This is a genomic window from Microbulbifer maximicatervae (SeqCode) (assembly GCF_052467505.1).
In genome coordinates this window covers 3,389,522-3,409,117 of the sequence record NZ_CP174313.1, presented here as the reverse complement: position 1 = coordinate 3,409,117, position 19,596 = coordinate 3,389,522, and the positions used below count along the sequence as shown (strand labels likewise).

Annotated in this window: 17 protein-coding genes; 10 read left to right on the top strand and 7 right to left on the bottom strand. The window is 54.8% G+C overall.

Going from position 1 to position 19,596, the window contains the following annotated elements; genetic code table 11:
- Positions 1–26: 26 nt before the first annotated feature.
- Positions 27–2,852: an excinuclease ABC subunit UvrA gene (gene uvrA / locus ACJJIN_RS15060; protein WP_444895276.1), complete on the bottom strand. Its 2,826-nt coding sequence runs from the start codon at positions 2,850–2,852 to the stop codon at positions 27–29.
- Positions 2,853–3,011: 159 nt separating this feature from the next.
- On the opposite strand from uvrA, the gene ACJJIN_RS15055 reads away from it, so the two are divergent.
- From ACJJIN_RS15055 to ACJJIN_RS15040, 4 genes are all read left to right on the top strand, one after another.
- Positions 3,012–4,418 carry a mannose-1-phosphate guanylyltransferase/mannose-6-phosphate isomerase gene (locus ACJJIN_RS15055; protein ID WP_444895275.1) on the top strand — a complete coding sequence of 469 codons (1,407 nt, stop codon included), beginning with the start codon at positions 3,012–3,014 and terminating at the stop codon, positions 4,416–4,418.
- A gap of 90 nt (positions 4,419–4,508) precedes the next feature.
- Positions 4,509–5,660: an MFS transporter gene (locus ACJJIN_RS15050; protein ID WP_444895274.1), complete on the top strand. Its 1,152-nt coding sequence runs from the start codon at positions 4,509–4,511 to the stop codon at positions 5,658–5,660.
- Between the two features lie 172 nt (positions 5,661–5,832).
- Positions 5,833–6,456: a single-stranded DNA-binding protein gene (gene ssb / locus ACJJIN_RS15045; RefSeq protein WP_282934376.1), complete on the top strand. Its 624-nt coding sequence runs from the start codon at positions 5,833–5,835 to the stop codon at positions 6,454–6,456.
- 15 nt (positions 6,457–6,471) lie between these two features.
- Complete coding sequence (locus ACJJIN_RS15040; protein ID WP_444895273.1) at positions 6,472–7,320, top strand: sugar nucleotide-binding protein; 849 nt, start codon at positions 6,472–6,474, stop codon at positions 7,318–7,320.
- A 59-nt stretch (positions 7,321–7,379) separates the two neighbouring features.
- Here ACJJIN_RS15040 and fabB read toward each other — a convergent pair whose 3' ends face one another.
- A complete protein-coding gene (gene fabB, locus ACJJIN_RS15035) occupies positions 7,380–8,603 on the bottom strand; it encodes a beta-ketoacyl-ACP synthase I (protein WP_444895272.1) in 1,224 nt (407 codons plus the stop codon).
- A gap of 67 nt (positions 8,604–8,670) precedes the next feature.
- Positions 8,671–9,195 (bottom strand): 3-hydroxyacyl-[acyl-carrier-protein] dehydratase FabA, encoded by a 525-nt coding sequence (gene fabA / locus ACJJIN_RS15030; RefSeq protein ID WP_108731685.1) that lies wholly within the window; start codon positions 9,193–9,195, stop codon positions 8,671–8,673.
- Between the two features lie 317 nt (positions 9,196–9,512).
- Here fabA and galU point away from each other — a divergent pair, with 317 nt between their 5' ends.
- Positions 9,513–10,364 (top strand): UTP--glucose-1-phosphate uridylyltransferase GalU, encoded by an 852-nt coding sequence (gene galU / locus ACJJIN_RS15025; protein WP_444895271.1) that lies wholly within the window; start codon positions 9,513–9,515, stop codon positions 10,362–10,364.
- Complete coding sequence (locus tag ACJJIN_RS15020; protein WP_444895270.1) at positions 10,361–11,707, top strand: phosphohexomutase domain-containing protein; 1,347 nt, start codon at positions 10,361–10,363, stop codon at positions 11,705–11,707. Before galU ends, ACJJIN_RS15020 begins: the two co-directional genes overlap by 4 nt.
- A 91-nt stretch (positions 11,708–11,798) precedes the next feature.
- On the opposite strand, the gene ACJJIN_RS15015 is transcribed toward ACJJIN_RS15020, so the two are convergent.
- The gene (locus ACJJIN_RS15015) at positions 11,799–12,428 is read right to left on the bottom strand and encodes a hypothetical protein (protein WP_444895269.1); all 630 of its coding nucleotides are present in this window, start codon (positions 12,426–12,428) and stop codon (positions 11,799–11,801) included.
- Between the two features lie 250 nt (positions 12,429–12,678).
- Complete coding sequence (gene ispB / locus ACJJIN_RS15010) at positions 12,679–13,641, bottom strand: octaprenyl diphosphate synthase (RefSeq protein WP_444895268.1); 963 nt, start codon at positions 13,639–13,641, stop codon at positions 12,679–12,681.
- Positions 13,642–13,890: 249 nt separating this feature from the next.
- Between ispB and rplU the strand changes: the two genes are divergently transcribed.
- The 4 genes from rplU (at position 13,891) to proB (ending at position 17,082) form a co-directional block, all read left to right on the top strand.
- Positions 13,891–14,202, top strand: coding sequence for a 50S ribosomal protein L21 (rplU, locus tag ACJJIN_RS15005; protein WP_413664299.1), 312 nt, complete (start codon positions 13,891–13,893; stop codon positions 14,200–14,202).
- A 17-nt stretch (positions 14,203–14,219) separates the two neighbouring features.
- The gene (gene rpmA, locus ACJJIN_RS15000) at positions 14,220–14,477 is read left to right on the top strand and encodes a 50S ribosomal protein L27 (protein ID WP_073277572.1); all 258 of its coding nucleotides are present in this window, start codon (positions 14,220–14,222) and stop codon (positions 14,475–14,477) included.
- Positions 14,478–14,666: 189 nt separating this feature from the next.
- Positions 14,667–15,875 (top strand): Obg family GTPase CgtA, encoded by a 1,209-nt coding sequence (gene cgtA / locus ACJJIN_RS14995; RefSeq protein ID WP_108731691.1) that lies wholly within the window; start codon positions 14,667–14,669, stop codon positions 15,873–15,875.
- 70 nt (positions 15,876–15,945) lie between these two features.
- Complete coding sequence (proB, locus tag ACJJIN_RS14990) at positions 15,946–17,082, top strand: glutamate 5-kinase (RefSeq protein WP_444895267.1); 1,137 nt, start codon at positions 15,946–15,948, stop codon at positions 17,080–17,082.
- 67 nt (positions 17,083–17,149) lie between these two features.
- On the opposite strand, the gene rpsT is transcribed toward proB, so the two are convergent.
- Entirely contained in the window at positions 17,150–17,416 is a 267-nt protein-coding gene (gene rpsT, locus ACJJIN_RS14985) for a 30S ribosomal protein S20 (protein WP_108731693.1), read from the bottom strand.
- 143 nt (positions 17,417–17,559) lie between these two features.
- Positions 17,560–19,584, bottom strand: a complete 2,025-nt coding sequence (locus ACJJIN_RS14980) for an ATP-binding protein (RefSeq protein WP_444895266.1) — start codon at positions 19,582–19,584, stop codon at positions 17,560–17,562.
- Between the last annotated feature and the right edge of the window lie 12 nt (positions 19,585–19,596).

The window sequence follows — 19,596 nt, the reverse complement described above, 5'->3', positions numbered from 1 at the left end:
ATAGATTGGCATCCTTTCCTATTCAATTAGTTCAGCATGGTTTTTAGAAAGCGCCCGGTATGGGAAATGTCCATTTCTGCAACATCCTCAGGTGTCCCCGTGGCAATAATTTGCCCGCCGCCAGAGCCACCCTCCGGGCCCAGGTCTACAATCCAGTCTGCAGTTTTGATCACGTCCAGATTGTGTTCGATCACTACGATGGTATTGCCGTGATCGCGCAGGCGATGGAGAACATCCAGCAGTAATTGGATATCGGCAAAGTGCAGGCCGGTAGTCGGTTCGTCGAGGATGTACAGGGTTTGCCCAGTGTCTCGTTTGGATAGCTCGCGGGAGAGTTTTACCCGTTGGGCTTCACCACCTGAGAGAGTGGTGGCAGCCTGGCCTAGCTTGATATATGAGAGGCCGACATCCATTAGGGTTTGCAACTTCTTCGCGATTGCGGGCACAGGGTCAAAGAATTCCCGTGCATCTTCCACGGTCATTTCCAATACTTCGTGGATATTCTTGCCCTTGTAGTGTACCTCCAGGGTCTCGCGGTTGTAGCGCTTGCCGTGACAGGTATCACAGGGTACATAGACATCCGGCAAAAAGTGCATTTCTACCTTAATCACCCCGTCGCCCTGGCAGGCTTCACAGCGCCCACCCTTGACGTTAAAGCTGAAGCGTCCAGGTTTATAGCCCCGTGAGCGGGCTTCCTGGGTGCCAGCAAACAAGTCGCGAATTGGGGTAAAAATACCGGTATAGGTTGCCGGGTTTGAGCGAGGAGTGCGCCCGATAGGACTCTGATCAATATCCACGCATTTGTCGAAGTGCTCCAGACCGTGCGCCTCTTTATAGGGAGAGGCCTTAAGGGTTGTTGCTTTGTTAAGTGCAGTGGCGGCAAGTGGATAGAGGGTTGTATTAATCAGGGTGGACTTACCAGAGCCGGATACACCGGTTACACAGGTAAATAATCCTACTGGGATCTCCAGATCGACGTCCTGTAAATTATTTCCACTGGCCCCTTCGAGGCGCAACAAATAGTCCGGGTCGGGTACGTAGCGTTCTTCCGGTACGGCAATTTTCTTTTTGCCGGAGAGGTACTGACCGGTTAGGGATTTCTTGCATTTGGTAATTTTATCGGCGGTACCCGCTGCCACGACTTCTCCACCATGGACTCCGGCACCGGGGCCAATATCGACGATAAAGTCGGCACTGCGAATGGCATCCTCATCGTGCTCCACCACAATAACCGTGTTGCCGATATCGCGCAGGTGGGTAAGGGTGTTGAGCAGGCGCTCGTTGTCCCGCTGGTGTAGGCCGATAGAGGGCTCGTCGAGAATATACATTACGCCCACGAGGCCGGCGCCGATCTGGCTGGCGAGGCGAATGCGCTGTGCTTCGCCGCCGGAGAGGGTTTCTGCACTGCGGTTTAGGGTTAGGTAATTCAGGCCGACATCGACGAGGAAGCGGAATCGATCGCGAAGCTCTTTGAGAATCTTATCGGCAATCTCTTTCTGGGCGCCTTTAAAAGCCAGCTCATGGTCGAAATACTCGAACGCATCGCCTACAGGCAGCTCAGTAATTTGCGCCAGGGTGCGGTTATCCACAAAGACATGACGGGCCTCGCGGCGCAGGCGGGTACCGTGGCACTCTGGGCATTTTTGTGTACTCAGATACTTGGCTAACTCCTCCCGTACCGATTGGGACTCGGTATCCCGATAGCGGCGTTGGAAATTGGGGATAATGCCCTCGAAGGTGTGCTGGCGCACGGTGACATCGCCGCGATCATTGACGTAGCTGAAGTCTATCTCTTCATCGCCACTGCCCTGCAGGATAACCTTGCGGTGGGCTTTGCGTAATTTTTTCCAGGGCTTATCCAGATCGAAACCGTAGTGCTCGGCGAGGGAGTCGAGCATGTGGTAATAGTAAATGTTGCGTCTGTCCCAACCGCGAATGGCCCCCTCGGAAATACTGCTTTCCGAATCGATAATTACCTTGTCTTCATCGAAGAACTGTTTGACGCCCAGGCCGTCACAGCTGGGGCAGGCACCGGCGGGGTTGTTGAAGGAGAACAGGCGCGGTTCTAGCTCATCCAGTGAGTAATCACAGACGGGGCAGGCGTGGCGGGCAGAGAAGAGGCGATCTTCCTGGTCTCCATCCATAAAACTGATGGAGGCGATACCGTCGGTGAGATTCAGGGCAGTTTCGAAGGATTCCGCCAAACGCAGTTGCAGGTCCTCACGCACCTTAAAGCGGTCTACCACCACCTCAATGGTGTGCTTGCGGCGCTTATCCAGCTTGGGGGTGTCGTCCAGGTCACAGATAACTCCGTCGATCCGTGCCCGCACAAATCCGTCCCGGCGCAATTGTTCAAATACGTGCTGGTGCTCACCCTTTCGATCGCGAACTACCGGCGCCAGCAACATAATCTTGCTGCCTTCCGGTAAAGCCAGTACCTGATCCACCATCTGGCTGATTGTCTGGGCTTGCAGGGGTTCGTCGTGCTCGGGGCAGCGGGGTTCTCCAACCCGGGCAAATAGCAGCCGCAGGTAGTCATAGATCTCTGTGATGGTGCCCACAGTGGAGCGGGGGTTGTGTGAGGTGGACTTCTGCTCGATTGAAATAGCCGGTGATAGCCCCTCGACGGTATCCACATCCGGCTTTTCCATCATCGACAGGAATTGACGGGCGTAGGTGGAGAGTGATTCCACGTAGCGGCGCTGCCCCTCTGCGTAGAGGGTGTCAAAGGCCAGGGAAGATTTGCCGGAACCGGACAGGCCGGTGATAACGATCAGTTTATCGCGGGGAATGTCCAGATCGATATTCTTCAGATTGTGGGTGCGAGCACCCCTTACATAAATCGTGTCCACGCTCTACCTATATGCTGCTAATACTGGGCCGGGCCTCGGACTTGCTCCGCGCGGGGCGATCACAACTGCGGTGCCGGAAAAACAGTCAAGTATAAACTCGCCACCTGATGTGCGAAAATTGTCTTTCGCAATACCCGACATTCAGGCAGATAGCATTCGATGATTCCTGTGATTCTCTGTGGTGGCACTGGCTCGCGCCTGTGGCCACTCTCTCGCGAGGCCTACCCTAAACAGTTCTTACCCCTTATCGGTGGTGAAACGATGTTACAGGCAACCGTAAGGCGCCTGGAGGGCATTGAGCCATTACAGGCGCCGATCCTGGTATGCAACGAAGAGCATCGTTTTGCCGCTGCCGAGCAATTGCAGGAAATCGGCCACGGAGCCCAGTCCATTTTACTGGAGCCCTGCGCGCGCAATACTGCACCGGCTATTGCCCTGGCTGCCCTGGCAGCACTGGAGTCAGGAGCTGACCCTTTACTGCTGGTATTACCGGCAGACCACGCCGTTTCCGACGAGGCAAATTTTCAGGAGTCTGTAGAGTCGGCCCGAGCCCTGGCTGAGCAGGGGTATCTGGTCACCTTTGGTATTGTGCCGACCCGGGCGGAGACCGGATACGGCTACATTCGGCGCGGGGATAAATTGGCGGAAACTGCTTGGAAAGTGGCGGAGTTCGTCGAAAAGCCGGACACTGAAACCGCTGAAGCTTACCTGGCCTCCGGGGATTACTCCTGGAACAGTGGCATGTTCCTGTTCCGAGCTTCCCGCTATCTGGAGGAGTTGGAGCGGTACCGTGCAGATATTCTCACAGCCTGCCGCAGTGCCTATAAGAGTGCCGCGAGGGATCTGGATTTTACCCGGGTGGATAGAGAGGCTTTTGCAGCCTGCGCAGATGAGTCTGTGGATTATGCAGTAATGGAGCCGACGGAATCCGCGGCAGTTGTACCTATGGATGCGGGTTGGAGCGATGTGGGCTCCTGGCAGGGGCTATGGGAGTTGGCAAAACGCGATGCCAATGACAATTTGCTTCAGGGTGATGTGTTGCTAGAAGACTCCCAGCGCTGCCTGGTGCGTGGTGAGAGCCGCTTGGTCAGCCTTCTCGGTGTATCCGACCTAGTGGTTGTCGATACTGACGATGCGCTTCTGATCGCTGACCGGCAACGGGTCCAGGAAGTCAAAAAACTGGTCAGTAACCTCAAGAACACTGGTCGCAGTGAGGCCCAAAGGCACCGCAAGGTATATAGGCCCTGGGGCTACTACGACTCGATTGATGCGGGTCCACGCTTTCAAGTGAAGCGTATTGTGGTGAAGCCGGGCCAGCAGCTATCCCTGCAGATGCATCACCACCGCGCTGAACACTGGGTTGTGGTGCAGGGAACTGCGAAGGTTACCCGGGGTGAAGAAGAGGTCCTGATCACCGAGAACCAATCGACTTATATCCCCCTGGGGGTGGTCCACCGCCTGGAGAACCCCGGCACGATTCCCTTGGAGCTGATTGAGGTGCAATCCGGCAGTTATCTCGGAGAGGATGACATTGTCCGCCTCGATGATGAGTACGGTCGTAACTAGTTGTGGATAAAAGTTGTGCTGTTTCCCCTACAGCCGGGAGGCGGCTCACTGTACAATGCGCGCCCTATTTGATGCTGTTCCGGGATTTGCATGAATTCCATTGAGCGCCGCGCCCTGGGTGGGCTGGCTTCCCTGTATGTCTTTCGTATGCTGGGCCTGTTTATGGTCCTGCCGGTTCTCACTGTGTACGGCGAGGGCTATCGCGATAGCACGCCCATGCTGCTGGGGCTGGCAATGGGCGCCTATGGCCTGAGTCAGGCGATACTCCAAATTCCTCTGGGGCTCCTGTCCGATCGCTGGGGGCGCAAGCCGGTTATTTATACCGGCCTTGCACTGTTTGCCCTGGGCAGTGTCATCGCTGCACTGACGGATTCGGTTTACGGACTTATTGTGGGGCGGGTACTGCAAGGTTGTGGTGCTATTGCCGCTGCGGTGATGGCGCTGGTTGCCGACTTAACCCGCGATGAAAAGCGCGGTATTGCGATGGCGATTATCGGAGCGTCTATTGGCGTCGCATTTATGCTGGCGGTGATCCTGGGGCCAGCGCTAGCCGGTGTGGGCGGCTTGCCGGCAATTTTCTGGGTCACTGCTGGATTAGCACTGCTGGGTGGATTATTGGTTTGGCGCCTGGTGCCGACTCCGGAGGCGGCTCGGCGGCCCGCAGTTTATGGCAGTGGTTTTCGTTCGGTAGTTAAAAGCGGTCTTGTTTGGCGCTTGGTTTCTGGGGCCTTTTTCTCCCACTTGTTGCTCACGGCATTGTTCGTCGCCTTGCCATTGGTGCTAGTCGATAGATTGGATTGGCCGGCTAGCGAGCACTGGAAATTGTATGGACCACTCATGCTCGGCACCTTCTTGCTGATGTTGCCAATGATGAGGGCGGCAGAGAAAAGTGATCGGGTGCCTTTTGCGCTTAATTTTGCTTGTTTAGCTTTGATCGGTGGCAGTGCGGCCTTGTTGTCTGTAAGCACCTGGATGCTGGTAGTCTTGCTGGCAGTGTTCTTCACCGGTTTCAACCTGCTTGAAGCCCTGCTGCCGGCGCAGCTAACCAGGAAGGCTCCGGCGGAAGCGAGGGGCGCAGCTACGGGGCTTTACGCGACTTTACAGTTCTTTGGCACCTTTGTCGGCGGTAGCCTGGGTGGCCTGCTGTTCGGTCTGGGGGGCGCTTCCGCAGTTGCTGCTCTGGGTTTGGCGGTGCTGCTGCTATGGATGTTGCTGTGGTGGGGTTTGCGCGAGAGAGCGTGAAGGTAGCGCTTACTAACACTGAGCCGCTATTGTATCCTACTGGATAAAAATACAATATTTACTGATGGTGCAATGTAGCACTGACGGTATTTCATAACACTTGATAGATTAATTGATTGTTTAAATAGTTTATTGCCCCGGGTGGAGCCCGGGTTGACGAGAGGAGAGGGCCATGGCCAGGGGTATTAATAAAGTAATTCTGATCGGTAATCTGGGGAATGACCCGGAAACCAAATATATGCCGAGTGGCGGTGCTGTTACCAACATCAGCCTGGCTACAAGTGAGAGCTGGAAAGACAAGCAGACTGGCCAGCAGCAGGAGCGCACTGAGTGGCATCGCGTAGTATTTTTTAACCGCCTGGCTGAGATCGCCGGTGAGTACCTGCGCAAGGGGGCCAAAGTTTATGTAGAGGGCTCTCTACGCACCCGTAAGTGGCAGGATAAGAATTCCGGCCAGGACCGCTACACCACTGAAATCGTTGCCAGCGAAATGCAGATGCTGGACGGTCGCGGTGAGCAGGGCGGCTTTGGTCAGGGTATGGGTGGCGCTGGAATGGGCGCAGCCGCAGGTGGCCAAATGGGTGGCGGCCAGCCGATGGGTGGTTCCAGCGGTTTTGACCAACAGGGCGGCGGTTTTCAGGGTGGCTACCAGCAGCAGGGCGGCCAGGAGGCATACGGGCAGGGGCGTACCGCTCCCTCACCGATGGCACCAGCTAACCAGCAGCCCCAGCAACAGCCGAACCAGGGTCCTGCCGGTGGTTTCGATAATAGCTTTGATGACGATATCCCGTTCTAAGAACTGGATTTACCAGTGTCTGAATTGAATACAGGTTATATGCCGGATACCGTCGCCATTATCACAGCTGGTAATGAGGTTGATGGCGCGCTGCAAAAAAGACTGCAGCGCGCAGGCTTTCGCGTACAGCAGTTGACCCCCGGGGAAATCGATCAATTGAGACCGGGCTCAATTGTGATTAATGCCTCCGCCTGTGCCGACAATCGAGGCATGCCGGAGTCACTGCTGGTGAGTAAGCGGCTTTGTGCTGCACCCTGTGGACATATTATTCACCTCTCATCCTACCAAGTTTTTTCTGGTGGTGAGCGCCGCCGCTATGACGAGGATGAGCCCACAGAACCGCAGTCCCCGAGTGGACGCGAATGGCTGGCTTGCGAAGATGCCTTTAATGGGCTGCAAAACCTGACGATTTTGCGTTTTGGCTGGATGGTGGATAGTGGTCAGGATGCCTTGTTAGGGCGTATTTTACGCAACTTTGTGTCTGGGGAGCCTTTAGCCCTGGATGGAAGGAACAGCGGCAACCCAGTAACAGTGGTGGATATGGCTCGTGTCGCAGTGGCGGTTGCCCAGCAGCTCGCTAGCGGGGCCAAGGCAGGAGGCGTTTATCACTACGGTAGTTCTGATAGCTGCACAGCGATGGAGTTTGCCCTGGAGGTGGTCGAGCGCGCCCAGGCTTTTTACGATGAAGAGCGCTTTGCGCAATTTACTTCATTAGGGGATGAGGCTGAGAAGCGGGATCGCAGCATAGTACTTTCATGTGGCAAGCTGCGGGATGTCTTTGGTGTTCAGCAGCGGAGCTGGAGACAGGGACTGACACGCCAGGTTGAGCTGTGGTTGGAGCGCCTGCACGCGACTCCGGAATAGTTTGGTTTCTGTTGCGCAGTCAATAAAAAGGGCGCCTCGCGGCGCCCTTTTTATTTCGATTAGATTTTATCGAATATCAGGCAGGCATTAGTTCCGCCAAAGCCAAAGCTATTGGACATAGCCCGTTTGACTTCAGTCTCACGCAGCTGGCGGACAAGGTCCATGCCTTCCGCAGCGGGGTCGAGGTTCTCTACATTGGCTGATGCAGCAATAAAGTTATTCTGCATCATCAGCAGGCTGTAAATGGCCTCCTGAACCCCTGCAGCTCCCAGAGAGTGGCCTGTCAGAGATTTGGTAGAGGCGAATGCCGGAACTGTATCCCCGAAGGCTTCGCGCATGGCTTTCAATTCGGCGACATCGCCTACGGGTGTAGAGGTGCCGTGGGTGTTGATATAGTCCACGCTACCCTGCAGGCCTTTGCCGTCCATACCGGCCAGAGCCTGCTGCATACAGCGGGTGGCGCCTTCACCGCTTGGGGCAACCATATCGTAACCATCGGAAGTTGCGCCGTAACCGGTTAGCTCCGCATAGATGGTCGCACCGCGAGCCACGGCGTGCTCCATTTCTTCGAGTACCAGACAGCCACCACCACCGGCGATCACAAAGCCATCGCGATCGGCATCGTAGGGGCGTGATGCTTTTGTCGGAGTATCGTTATATTTGCTTGAGAGGGCGCCCATAGCGTCAAACAAGTGAGTCAAACTCCAGGCAAGTTCCTCACCACCGCCAGCAAACACTACATCCTGCTTACCCATCTGGATAAGCTCAGCTCCGTTTCCTATACAGTGGGCACTGGTAGCGCAAGCGGAAGAAATACTGTAGTTCACCCCTTTGATTTTGAATGGAGTGGCTAAGCATGCGGAAACGGTACTGTTCATTACCTGGGGCACGCGGTAGGCGCCTACACGGCGAACACCTTTTTCCTTCAGAGTATGTGCAGCGTCAATAATCTGCTGAGTGGATGTGCCGCCAGAGCCCATCACGATACCCGTGCGCGGATTAGATATCTGCTCCTCCTGCAGGCCCGACATCTCGATTGCTTCACGCATGGCAATGTACGCATAGGCTGCAGCGTCGCCCATAAAGCGAAGTTGCTTGCGATCGATATGCTCTTTGAAATCGATGTCCACAGGCCCAGCCACATGGCTGCGCAGGCCGAGCTCCTTATACTCTTCTTGGAAGCGGATGCCGCTTCGACCAGTTTTCAGTGACTCGGTGACTTCTTTAGTGTTGGTACCGATACAGGAAGTGATACCCATTCCGGTAATGACGACCCGACGCATAGTGATCTCCAGCATAGCTTGTCGGCAGAGGACTGATGGTTTCTACCGGTATTAGTCTTAAACGAGTTTAAAAATTGTCCGTACGGGTAAATAAGCCTACGCGAAGATCCTTTGCTGTGTAAATTTCTCTTCCATCCACAGAGACACTGCCGTCGCCAATACCCATAACAAGCCTGCGCTCAACAATCCGGCTCATCTGAATATGGTAAGTCACCTTCTTGCTGGTGGGGAGAATTTGGCCGGTAAATTTAACTTCACCACAGCCCAGTGCTCGACCGCGGCCGGGGTTGCCTTTCCAGGCCAGGAAATAACCCAATAATTGCCACATAGCATCCAGGCCGAGGCAGCCGGGCATTACGGGATCGCCGGGAAAATGGCAGTCGAAGAACCATAGGTCGGGGTGAATGTCGAGCTCAGCGATCAGCTCTCCCTTGCCGAAAGCACCACCTTCCTTGGATATATGGGTGATACGATCGAGCATCAACATATTGGGAGCCGGCAACTGGGCGTTGCCTGGGCCGAACATCTCGCCACGGGAGCAGGTCAGGAGCTCCTCTCTGGTATACTCACTTTTTTGTACAAAATTACTCATCATTTCCCCGTTAGTGGGTGGTTATGCAATTGAGATTGGACACTTTTGCAAGAGCGGGCATTCTAAGGGGTCTGTGTCGCTTGTCCAGTCGGTCAAGGGGGTTTTTGTGACTGGCGTGAGAATTGTCTTCACAAATACCGCCTATTTAGCGTGTTAATTCCTCATCTTACTCATATAGTTTTGGTGTTTATCCTCAGGGAATTCACATATTGGGCCAAGCTTAACGTTATCGAGTGTAAGTGCTTGCACAGCGACGCTATGATAAGTTGCCGGCACTGCGCGGGGGTGCGCTGTTTTAAATTGATTGGGGGAGCAGAATGCTCAAGAAATGCCTATTTCCTGTTGCCGGCTATGGCACTCGTTTTCTTCCTGCCACCAAGGCAATGCCGAAAGAAATGTTGCCGCTGGTGAATAAGCCACTGGTTCAGTATGGCGTTGAGGAGGCTATAGAGGCGGGACTGACCGAGATTGGTTTTGTCACTGGGCGAGGCAAGCGCGCGATTGAGGATCACTTTGATACCAATTTTGAGCTGGAACACCAGATCGCGGGTACCGGCAAAGAACGTTACCTGGACTCCGTGCGCAAAGTGATTGATAGAGCGAGCTTTTCTTATACGCGTCAGGGCGAAATGAGAGGCCTGGGTGACGCTATTTTGCAAGGACATCGCCTGGTTGGCGATGAGCCGTTTGCCGTGGTGTTGGCTGATGACCTGTGTCTAAATGAAGATATGGGCGTTTTGGGGCAAATGGTTCAGCTTTATAAGCAATTCCGCTGCAGTATTGTTGCGGTAGAGGAAGTACCGAAGGAGCAGATTCATAAATTTGGTGTGATCGGTGGCAATGAGATTAAACCTGGTCTGTATCAAGTCACCAATATGGTGGAGAAGCCTGCAGCGGAAGATGCCCCAAGTAATATGGCGATTATTGGTCGTTATATCCTGACACCGGATATCTTTGATCTGATCCGTGATACTCCTCCAGGCAAAAATGGTGAGGTTCAAATTACCGATGCGCTGATGGCGCAAGCTCAGCAGGGCTGCGTATTAGCCTATGCCTTCAAAGGTCGACGCTTTGACTGTGGTTCTGTAGAAGGCTTTATTGATGCTACTAACCACGTTTACGAAAATGTGTATTTGCCAGAGCAGGCTGCTGAGGAGAAAGGTAAGTGAGTGAGTTGACTTGTTTCAAAGCTTATGACCTTCGCGGCCGTGTACCCGATGAACTTAATACCGATGTTGCATATCGAGTGGGGCGTGCCTTTGCCCAGTTCCTGAATGCTCGTCGAGTAGTTGTTGGGCATGATATTCGGCTTACCAGTGGCGAGCTGACAGATGCGCTGGTCAATGGATTGCGAGATGCGGGTGCCGATGTTTTCCATATCGGCGAGTGCGGTACAGAAGAGGTCTACTTTGCCAATTTCCACGGGGACTTTGACGGCGGTATTTGTGTTACTGCTAGTCACAATCCTATGGACTACAACGGCATGAAGTTTGTCCGTGCAGGCAGTAGTCCAATCAGTGGTGATACCGGTCTACTGGATATCAAGCGCTTGGCAGAAGAAAACAACTTTGCTCCGGTTGAGCAAAGAGGCACTTTGCAGCGCTTTGAACACCGCGCTGATTTTGTGCAGCACTTATTGGGGTATATCGATAATACTGCATTGAAACCATTAAAATTGGTGGTTAATGCCGGTAATGGTGGTGCGGGGGCGGTTGTTGATGCGCTGGCTCCACACCTGCCATTTGAGTTTGTGCGAGTTCACCACGAGCCCGACGGCAACTTTCCCAACGGTATTCCCAACCCAATTTTGCCAGAAAACCGCAATTCTACTGCCGAGGCAGTGCGGGCAAGCGGTGCTGATTTTGGTATAGCCTGGGATGGTGATTTTGATCGCTGCTTTTTCTTCGATGAAAGTGGTGATTTTATTGAAGGTTACTATGTTGTTGGCTTGCTGGCAGAAGCTTTCCTGGCAAAAAACAACGGTGCCAAAGTTGTTCATGATCCACGCCTGCTCTGGAATACCGAGGATATTGTCCGCGCTGCTGGTGGAGAGCCGGTACAGAGTAAAACCGGTCATGCCTTTATTAAAGAGCGCATGCGCAAGGAAGATGCCATTTATGGCGGTGAAATGAGTGCGCATCATTATTTCCGGGATTTCGCCTACTGCGATAGCGGTATGATTCCATGGTTATTGGTTGCTGAGTTGGTAAGTCGCAGTGGTAAATCGCTGTCACAGCTTGTTGGTGAGCGCATGGCCGCTTTCCCCTGTTCGGGAGAGATTAACTCTAAGGTTCAGGATGCTGCAGCACTGTTAAAGGCGGCAGAGGAAAAGTATGGACCTGCAGCTGACAGCGTTGAGCACGTGGATGGGTTGAGTATCGTTTACCCCGAGTGGCGTTTTAATTTGCGTATGTCAAATACTGAACCGGTTGTTCGCTTGAATGTTGAATCCCGGGGAAGTGAGGAATTAATGCGGGAGAAAACAGAGGAGCTGCTTAAGCTTATCGGTTGATACTCGTTTTTTAATGTTAAAAAGCCCCGCAACTGCGGGGCTTTTTGGTTTGGGGGTACTCAAAGTTACTTATCTGGTTTTATGGAAGAAATTATAAGAGTCGGGTGACAGCTTGGATGGGGCCTTTGGGGGTCTTTACGTGTTGAGCGAAGATTTGCCACTGGTTCTTAACCCGTACTCCAATAACATAAGCGTAGTCTGTGTAGATGTGATGGTGGGGCTTTAGAGTTGAGCGCCCAAGGGATTTTGTGACGTTACCTAAAAACCTAAACTTTCCCCGGTTGATAATTTCATTGTGTGTGGCCTTGCCATTGAGTCCCTGTTTTTTCCTTGGGCGAACATGAGCAACGGCCGGCATATTCGTATTGCGCCCGCCAATACAGAAACAGCAGTCACTGAGTTGCCCGGTAATCATAATGTCGGCACCGCTGCGCATTTGGTAGGGCTCAAGGCGATCTAGGGCAAGGACTTCATCCCAATCGATCATACGAATATGGTGGACCTTGATTGTTTGCGGATCTTCGATAAAGACCCCTTGGCGGTGGAAAGCAAAAATTTCATTGGGGCTATCGATACCAGGTGCGCCCATGCCCATGGTGTAGGTCCCGAATTGATAATCCATGACTCCAGTATCTTTTGTACCGGTAATCCTCACCAGGTTATTTTTTAAGAACATTTCCGGGTAATTTCTAAGCTGATAAAGCGCAGTAGAGCTTCTCATGTGCTGATCTCTCCATACCAATTATATTCTTCTCGTTATTTTTGCCCCTGAGGAATTGGTGTTGGCGCTTGAAATAACAAGAGGAACAATCGTACCCAATGTTGGAGGGGTAGCGGGAAATAGATACGAATAAAGCTTGGAGGCTGGTCAGGTTTGGTAGCTGCTCGAGGGGGGAGCTGCGTTGTTTCGCATTGTGCTTAAGGTAGCGGCGCTGCCCGTGCTATCGATATAGCCCGAGCAGCATTTACTTCTAGACGTTTCTCTCTATAGCAAAACTCGCCAATTGCTGCAGGGCGGTTTTTTGTTCGCTCTCGGGCATAAAGGCCAATTGCTTTTTGGCGTCTTCTACAGCGGCCCGGGCACGATCCATGGTGTAATCCAGAGCACCGCAGGCTTCAATGGCCTCTACTATTTCACTGAGCTTTTCCGCACTGCGCTGTTCAATTGCAGTTTTTACCAGCAGTGCCTGGTCCTTGCTGCCGTTGGCCATGGTGTAGATCAAGGGCAGGGTCGGTTTGCCCTCCGCCAGGTCATCCCCAACATTTTTACCCAGTTCTTCCGAATTACCGCGATAATCGAGAGCGTCATCAACCAGCTGGAAGGCGAGTCCCAGGTGTCGACCGTAGAGTTTCAGTGCAGTTTGTTCTTCACTTGAGCAGTTGGCTAATACGGCCGCAGTTTCACAGGCGGCTTCAAACAGTGCGCCGGTCTTTTTGTGGATGACAGTGAAGTAATTCTCTTCGCTTACTGCGGGATCACCGGCGTTGACCAACTGCTGTACTTCACCCTCTGCGATGGTGTTGGTGGTCTCTGAGAGTATTGCCATGATGCTCATGTCTTCCAGAGCAACCATCATTTGGAAGGCGCGGGAATAGAGGAAATCTCCCACGAGTACGCTGGGCGCATTGCCCCACTTGGCATTGGCGGTAAGGCGGCCGCGGCGCATGTCAGAGGTGTCTACAACATCGTCGTGCAGTAAAGTAGCAGTGTGAATAAACTCGATAATTGTGGCGAGATCGATATGGTTCTCACCCTGATAGCCGCAAGCTTTGGCGCAGAGCAGTACCAGTAGTGGGCGCAGGCGCTTGCCTCCGGCTTCGACCAGGTAGTGACCTATATTTTCCACCAGGGGAACGTCCGAGTGCAGTTGATCGAGAATGCGCTGGTTAACCGCAGCAAAGTCTTCGGCGGCGACCCGGTGAAAAGGCAGCATGTGAGAGTTCCTTATACGACTAGACAGAGGCCTCCCGGGGGCCGGAAGGCGAAGGGGCGCTATTGTATCAACCCGGCGAATTGATTAGAATCTGCGCCCCGCCAATTGCGGGCTCTTTGCGGCTATTGGGTCGTCTGCGGGCCTTTTGGCGAATAGATGTTAAACACACGGCGCAAGCTCCCGAAATGCGGAGCAGTGACTTACTGGTCCTCCCGCTGCTTCGTGTCGTCCTTACCGGAGCATAGAAATATGTACGCTGTTTTTGAGAGCGGTGGCAAGCAACACCGTGTAGAAGAAGGCGAAGTACTTCGCCTGGAGAAGCTGGAAGTAGCAACTGGCGAATCCATCGATTTTGATAAAGTGTTCATGGTTGTCGATGGCGACAAGATCAACATTGGCGCTCCCATTGTAGATGGCGCTAAAGTAACTGCTGAAGTGGTAAGCCACGGCCGCGGCGAGAAGGTGAAGATCATCAAGTTCCGTCGTCGTAAGCACTCCATGAAGCGCCAGGGCCACCGTCAGTGGTACACCGAAGTTAAAATCACTGGCATCAAGGCATAAGAGAGGAGTAACGACTCATGGCACATAAGAAAGCTGGCGGTAGTACGCGAAATGGTCGCGATTCCGAGAGTAAACGCCTGGGCGTGAAGCGCTTTGGCGGCCAGTCTGTAGCAGCAGGCAACATCATCGTTCGTCAGCGTGGCACCAAGTTCCACGCCGGTGTTAACGTTGGTATGGGCAAAGACCACACCCTGTTCGCCACTGCGGACGGCGTTGTGAAGTTTGAAGTTAAGGGCCCCAACAACCGCAAGTTCGTTTCTATCGAAACTGCTTAAGCGGTCATTAGCCCAAGCTTTATAAAAAGCCCCGCTATTGCGGGGCTTTTTTGTTGGAAAAGTCGCAAAAAGGCCGCGACGGGAAGTTAGGGTGGCAGTTGCCCACAGGAGGCGGCTTGTCGGCTGGTATGATGATAGTGCGCGCATCTGCGCACCGGATGAGACAACCGCTGTGGCGGTGGAGTGATTATGAAGTTTGTCGATGAGGCGCCCATCTCTGTGCAGGCAGGCAAGGGCGGCAATGGCTGCCTGAGCTTTCGCCGGGAAAAATTTGTTGAGAAGGGTGGTCCGGATGGCGGTGACGGCGGCGATGGCGGCTCCGTGTACCTGGAAGCTGATGATTCCCTGAACACCCTGGTGGATTATCGCTACCAGCCCCGCTACGCCGCTGAGAGTGGCCAGCCGGGTCGAGGGCGCAACTGTACTGGCGCCAAGGGTGAGGACCTGGTCCTTAAGGTGCCGGTGGGCACCACGATCATTGATGCGGATACCGGCGAGACTATCGGCGATATGACCGAAGCCGGTGAGCGTCAGCTGGTGGCCCAGGGGGGCTTCCACGGCCTGGGTAATACCCGATTCAAATCCAGTACTAACCGTGCGCCGCGTCAGACCACGCACGGCACTGAGGGTGAGATGCGCAGCCTCAAGCTCGAGCTAAAAGTTCTGGCAGATGTAGGCATGTTGGGGCTGCCCAATGCGGGTAAATCCACGTTTATTCGCGCCGTCTCTGCGGCCAAACCGAAAGTGGCCAACTACCCCTTCACCACCTTGGTACCAAATTTGGGGGTAGTGCAGGTTCAGAAGCATCGCAGCTTTGTGATTGCAGATATTCCCGGCCTGATTGAAGGTGCAGCCGAAGGGGCGGGCCTGGGTATTCGCTTCCTCAAGCACTTAACCCGCTGTCGTGTTTTGTTGCACCTGGTTGACCTGGCTCCCTTCGATGGCTCTGATCCGGTGGAGAATGCCCGAGCCATTGAGCGCGAGCTGTCCACTTTTAGCCCGACTCTGGCTGGGCGTGAGCGCTGGCTGGTATTGAACAAGACCGACCTGGTTCCCGCTGCGGAACTGGAAGAGCGCTGCCAGGCGGTAGTGGATGCTCTGGGCTGGGAAGGGCCTGTGTTCCGTGTGGCAGCTATTCGCAAAGAGGGTACCGATGCCCTCGGTGGGCGCCTGATGGACTACCTGGAAGAGCGTCAGGAAATTGAGGAGCGAGATCCCGACTTGGCTGTGGCGGAGCTGGAAGCGCAGCGTCAAATGCAGCGCGAAGCTCGCGAGCGAATCGAAGAGTTGAGAGAGAGTCATCGCGCCAAGCGCAAAGCTGCCAAGGGGCAGGTGGATGACGACGAGGATTGGGATGATGACGACGACCACGATGTGGATGTCGAGTATCGCTCTTAAATGGCATGGAGCGAGCAGTTGCTGAAGTAGCTTGGCTCGCTCAATAGTTATCTTGTCCTGAGGGGGAAGCATGGACTCCGCAACAGTGTCCCGGCAGGCGTTGACCAAGGCCCAGCGGTGGGTGGTAAAAATTGGTAGCGCCCTTCTGACAGATAATGGTCGAGGTGTGAATACCGCTGCCATTTCTGCCTGGGTGGCGCAGATGGCTGATTTGCGCCGTCGAGGAATCGAAGTCGTTCTGGTGTCATCCGGCGCTGTTGCGGCCGGAATGGATAGATTGGGCTGGTGTCGCCGGCCCGAGTCTATCCACCAGTTGCAGGCGGCCGCTGCTGTGGGACAGAGTCATCTGGTACAGGTTTATGAGCAGGCCTTTAACCGCTTTGATATTCGCAGCGCTCAGATCCTGCTGGATCACGACGATCTCTCCAATCGCACCCGCTACCTGAATGCTCGCAGCACTTTGCGCACGCTCCTGTCACTGGGGGCTGTGCCTATCGTGAATGAAAATGACACGGTAGTGACTGACGAAATACGTTTCGGCGACAACGATACCCTGGCGGCCCTGGTTGCAAATCTGGTTGAGGCAGATGCGCTGCTGATTTTGACCGATGCGGATGGGCTGTTTACTGAAGATCCCCGCGATAACCCCGAAGCAGAATTAATTAGTGAGGCATCTGCGCTTGATCCCAGGCTGCTCGAGATGGCGGGGGATTCCCGCAGCGGTCTGGGTCGTGGTGGTATGACCACCAAGGTGCGCGCAGCGCAGTTGGCAGCGCGCTCAGGAGCTCGCACAGTGATCGCTGGCGGGGCCTTGGAGGCGGTGATAGATAAAGTCTGTGCCGGCGAGCAGCTGGGTACTCTGTTGCTGCCAGAGGCAGATCCCCTGGCGGCGCGTAAGCGCTGGCTCGCTGGACAGTTACAGGTGCGCGGAACCCTGTTAGTGGATGCCGGTGCCGAGGCAGCTATGACTGGGAGTGGTAGCAGTTTGTTGCCGGTGGGGGTTACCGCTGTTGAAGGGCATTTCAGGCGCGGAGATCTGGTGTCTTGCAGGAATGCTGAAGGTCGCGAGATAGCGCGGGGCCTGGTCAATTATGACAGTAGTGAGAGCGGTCGGATTCTGGGGCAGTCATCGGAGAAGTTTGCCGACCTTTTAGGGTATCGGGATGACGATGAATTAATTCATCGCGATAACCTGATCCTGCTCTGAATTGGCAAGTTTCGAATACAAAAAAGCCCCGCAATGCGGGGCTTTTTTGTGTCTGCTGCCTAGGGGATTAGGCGGCCAGAGCTTTGATCTGAGCGTTCAGACGGCTCTTATGACGAGCGGCTTTATTCTTGTGAATAATGCCTTTGTCTGCCATACGGTCAATAACGGGAACTGCTTCTGCGTACGCAGTTTTTGCTTTTTCCGCATCGCCGGCATCGATGGCCGCAACTACCTTCTTGATGTAGGTGCGCACCATGGAGCGCAGACTGGCGTTGTGCATGCGGCGCTTGTCGTTCTGGCGCGCGCGTTTCTTCGCTTGAGGTGAGTTGGCCACCGGTTGCTCCTGTCTGGAATCTATAAATCTGTAACTAACAGGCCCTGGGGCCCGATCGGGACGCGACATTATCCCCACAGTTGGTTGTTTGTCAACCATAGCGGGCGTCTCGGTGCAGATATGTTGTCAATCCACAACGGCGGTTACCCGGTCGGCAACTCCAGGCTGAACTCTACACCGCTGCCGTCGCTGCGGTTTCGGGCTTTTAAGGAGCCACCGTGGAAGTCTGCGATCAGTTTTGCGATATGCAGTCCCAGCCCCAGGTGGCCGGCATTATCGCCCTGGTTGCGCACAGAAACGAGAGAGTCGAACAGCTTGTGAGCGTAACCTTCCGGGAGCAGAGGGCCGTCATTGCCCACTGTGATCAAGTAGGTATCTCTGTTTGTTGCCACTGACAGGCAAATTTCACTGCCTTCGGGAGCGAAGCTACATGCGTTATCCACCAGCTTGTCCAGCAGTTGAGCCAATAACTCCGGTGCGCCGTGGCAGGCTAGCTCCCCAGTGGGTTTGTTTAGAGTAAATCGGTGTTCGCTGTGAGCATCGCCATAGCACTGTGTCATGACTTCAAGCAGGTCTGCCAGGTCGAAAGGCTCCCGCTCCGCTTGGTGGATGCTGGTTTCAAGATTGCTGGCTGCGGAGAGACTGTTGAGAATCCCCGACAGCCTTGCACTGCCATCCATAGCCCGCCCTGCATAGCGGCGGCTGTGGTCGTCGAGTTCTCCGGCGGCGAGGTTATCCAGGGATGAGCGAACCACTGCCAGCGGTGTGCGTAGCTCGTGTGACAACTTACTGGCGAGAGTGCGCAGGTACTGGTGATATTGGTCCAGTTCTGCGAGCAGGCTGGCGAAGGCCCGGTTTAGGTCTCCCAGTTCATCGCTTGCCTTTGAGTGGGGAAAGTTGCCGCGCAGTTTGCCGCTGGAATCTACTGCGTTGCGGGCGGCCTGGTGTAGCTTGCGCACGCGCCAGGAAAGCCAGCTGGCGTAGCCCAAAAGGAAGAGCAGGGCGATAGCGGCCGCGGCGCAGCTGATCAACCACAACCGGTGGGCTGCTCCCTCGGTGACTGATTGCATCGCTTCGCCAGATTGCAGGACGACGACTTGCCCCAGAAGTGGCCGCTCAACCACTTCGTCGACCCGGGTGATAACGGGCACACTCACCGCACCAATTCGGGATTGCAGCGGTCCTGAATACCATTGCTCCCGGGTGCCACGGCTGTCAGGCGTCGGAAGAGGCAAGCTATTTTCCGGCAGCTGTGGCAAATCCTCTCTGGAAAGCAATTTGCGATAAGCCCAGTCTCTCAGCCACGAATTGCTCTCGGAATCTGCCAGCTGTAGTTGTCCGTTGCTGGCAAGAAGAAACCCCTCGCTGTCCACTACTGCGAGGCGCAGTCCAGGGCGCGCAAAGTGGTCGAGTTCTCTTTGAAGGTCTGGCAGAGGGCTTACCAAGCGCCCTGGGTGACCATCTGCCGGAAGTGTGCTGGCGCTTCGAGTCGGTGAGGAGCCACTGCTGTTTGCCCTGTCGTGAATACGGATAGCGAGGGCTCCACCGGTTAGGGTTTGTGGTAGAGCCAGTTCCAATTGGTAACCGGCACCAGAAGTTGTCCAGCGGCCCCTTAAGCGCAGCTCACGCTCGTAGCGGCCCTCTCTCGGGTTGTGCCACAAGGCGCTGGCGGTCCCCTGGCTGGCGACGGGCAGGATGTAGTGCCGGTCAGCGGTAAACAGCTCTACAGTGTCACCACCAGCGATCAGGCCTGTGCGGGGGTCCCGGTAGGCGGGAGTTGAGTCCGAAACAGTGAGAAGCAGGTAGACTTGCTTATCCAGTTGCCCCAGCGTCACCTGGGCCATAGGGGATAGCTGCCCGTCCTCAAGGGCTCTGGGCTCCAGTTGCTGCGCTCGCCACTCATCGCCATAGCCGTCGACTCTCGGAGCTTGAGATAGGGGATTCAGGTAGAGCTGAGCGCCTGGTGGGCGCGAAAGGCGCTGAGGATCTGGGGCGATAAGCTGGGGGGCGCTGGCCAAGCGCGCGGCAATTGCCGCCGCAGTTGCTTCAATTGCCTGGATCTGGCCTTGCGCTAGGGCGGCGTCCACCTGGCGGAGGTACTGGCAGCCGGCCCAGGGCAGGGTGAGTGCGACAAGGCTGACGAGCAAGAGTTGGCGGCGTAGGTTCATACTTAAATTTTT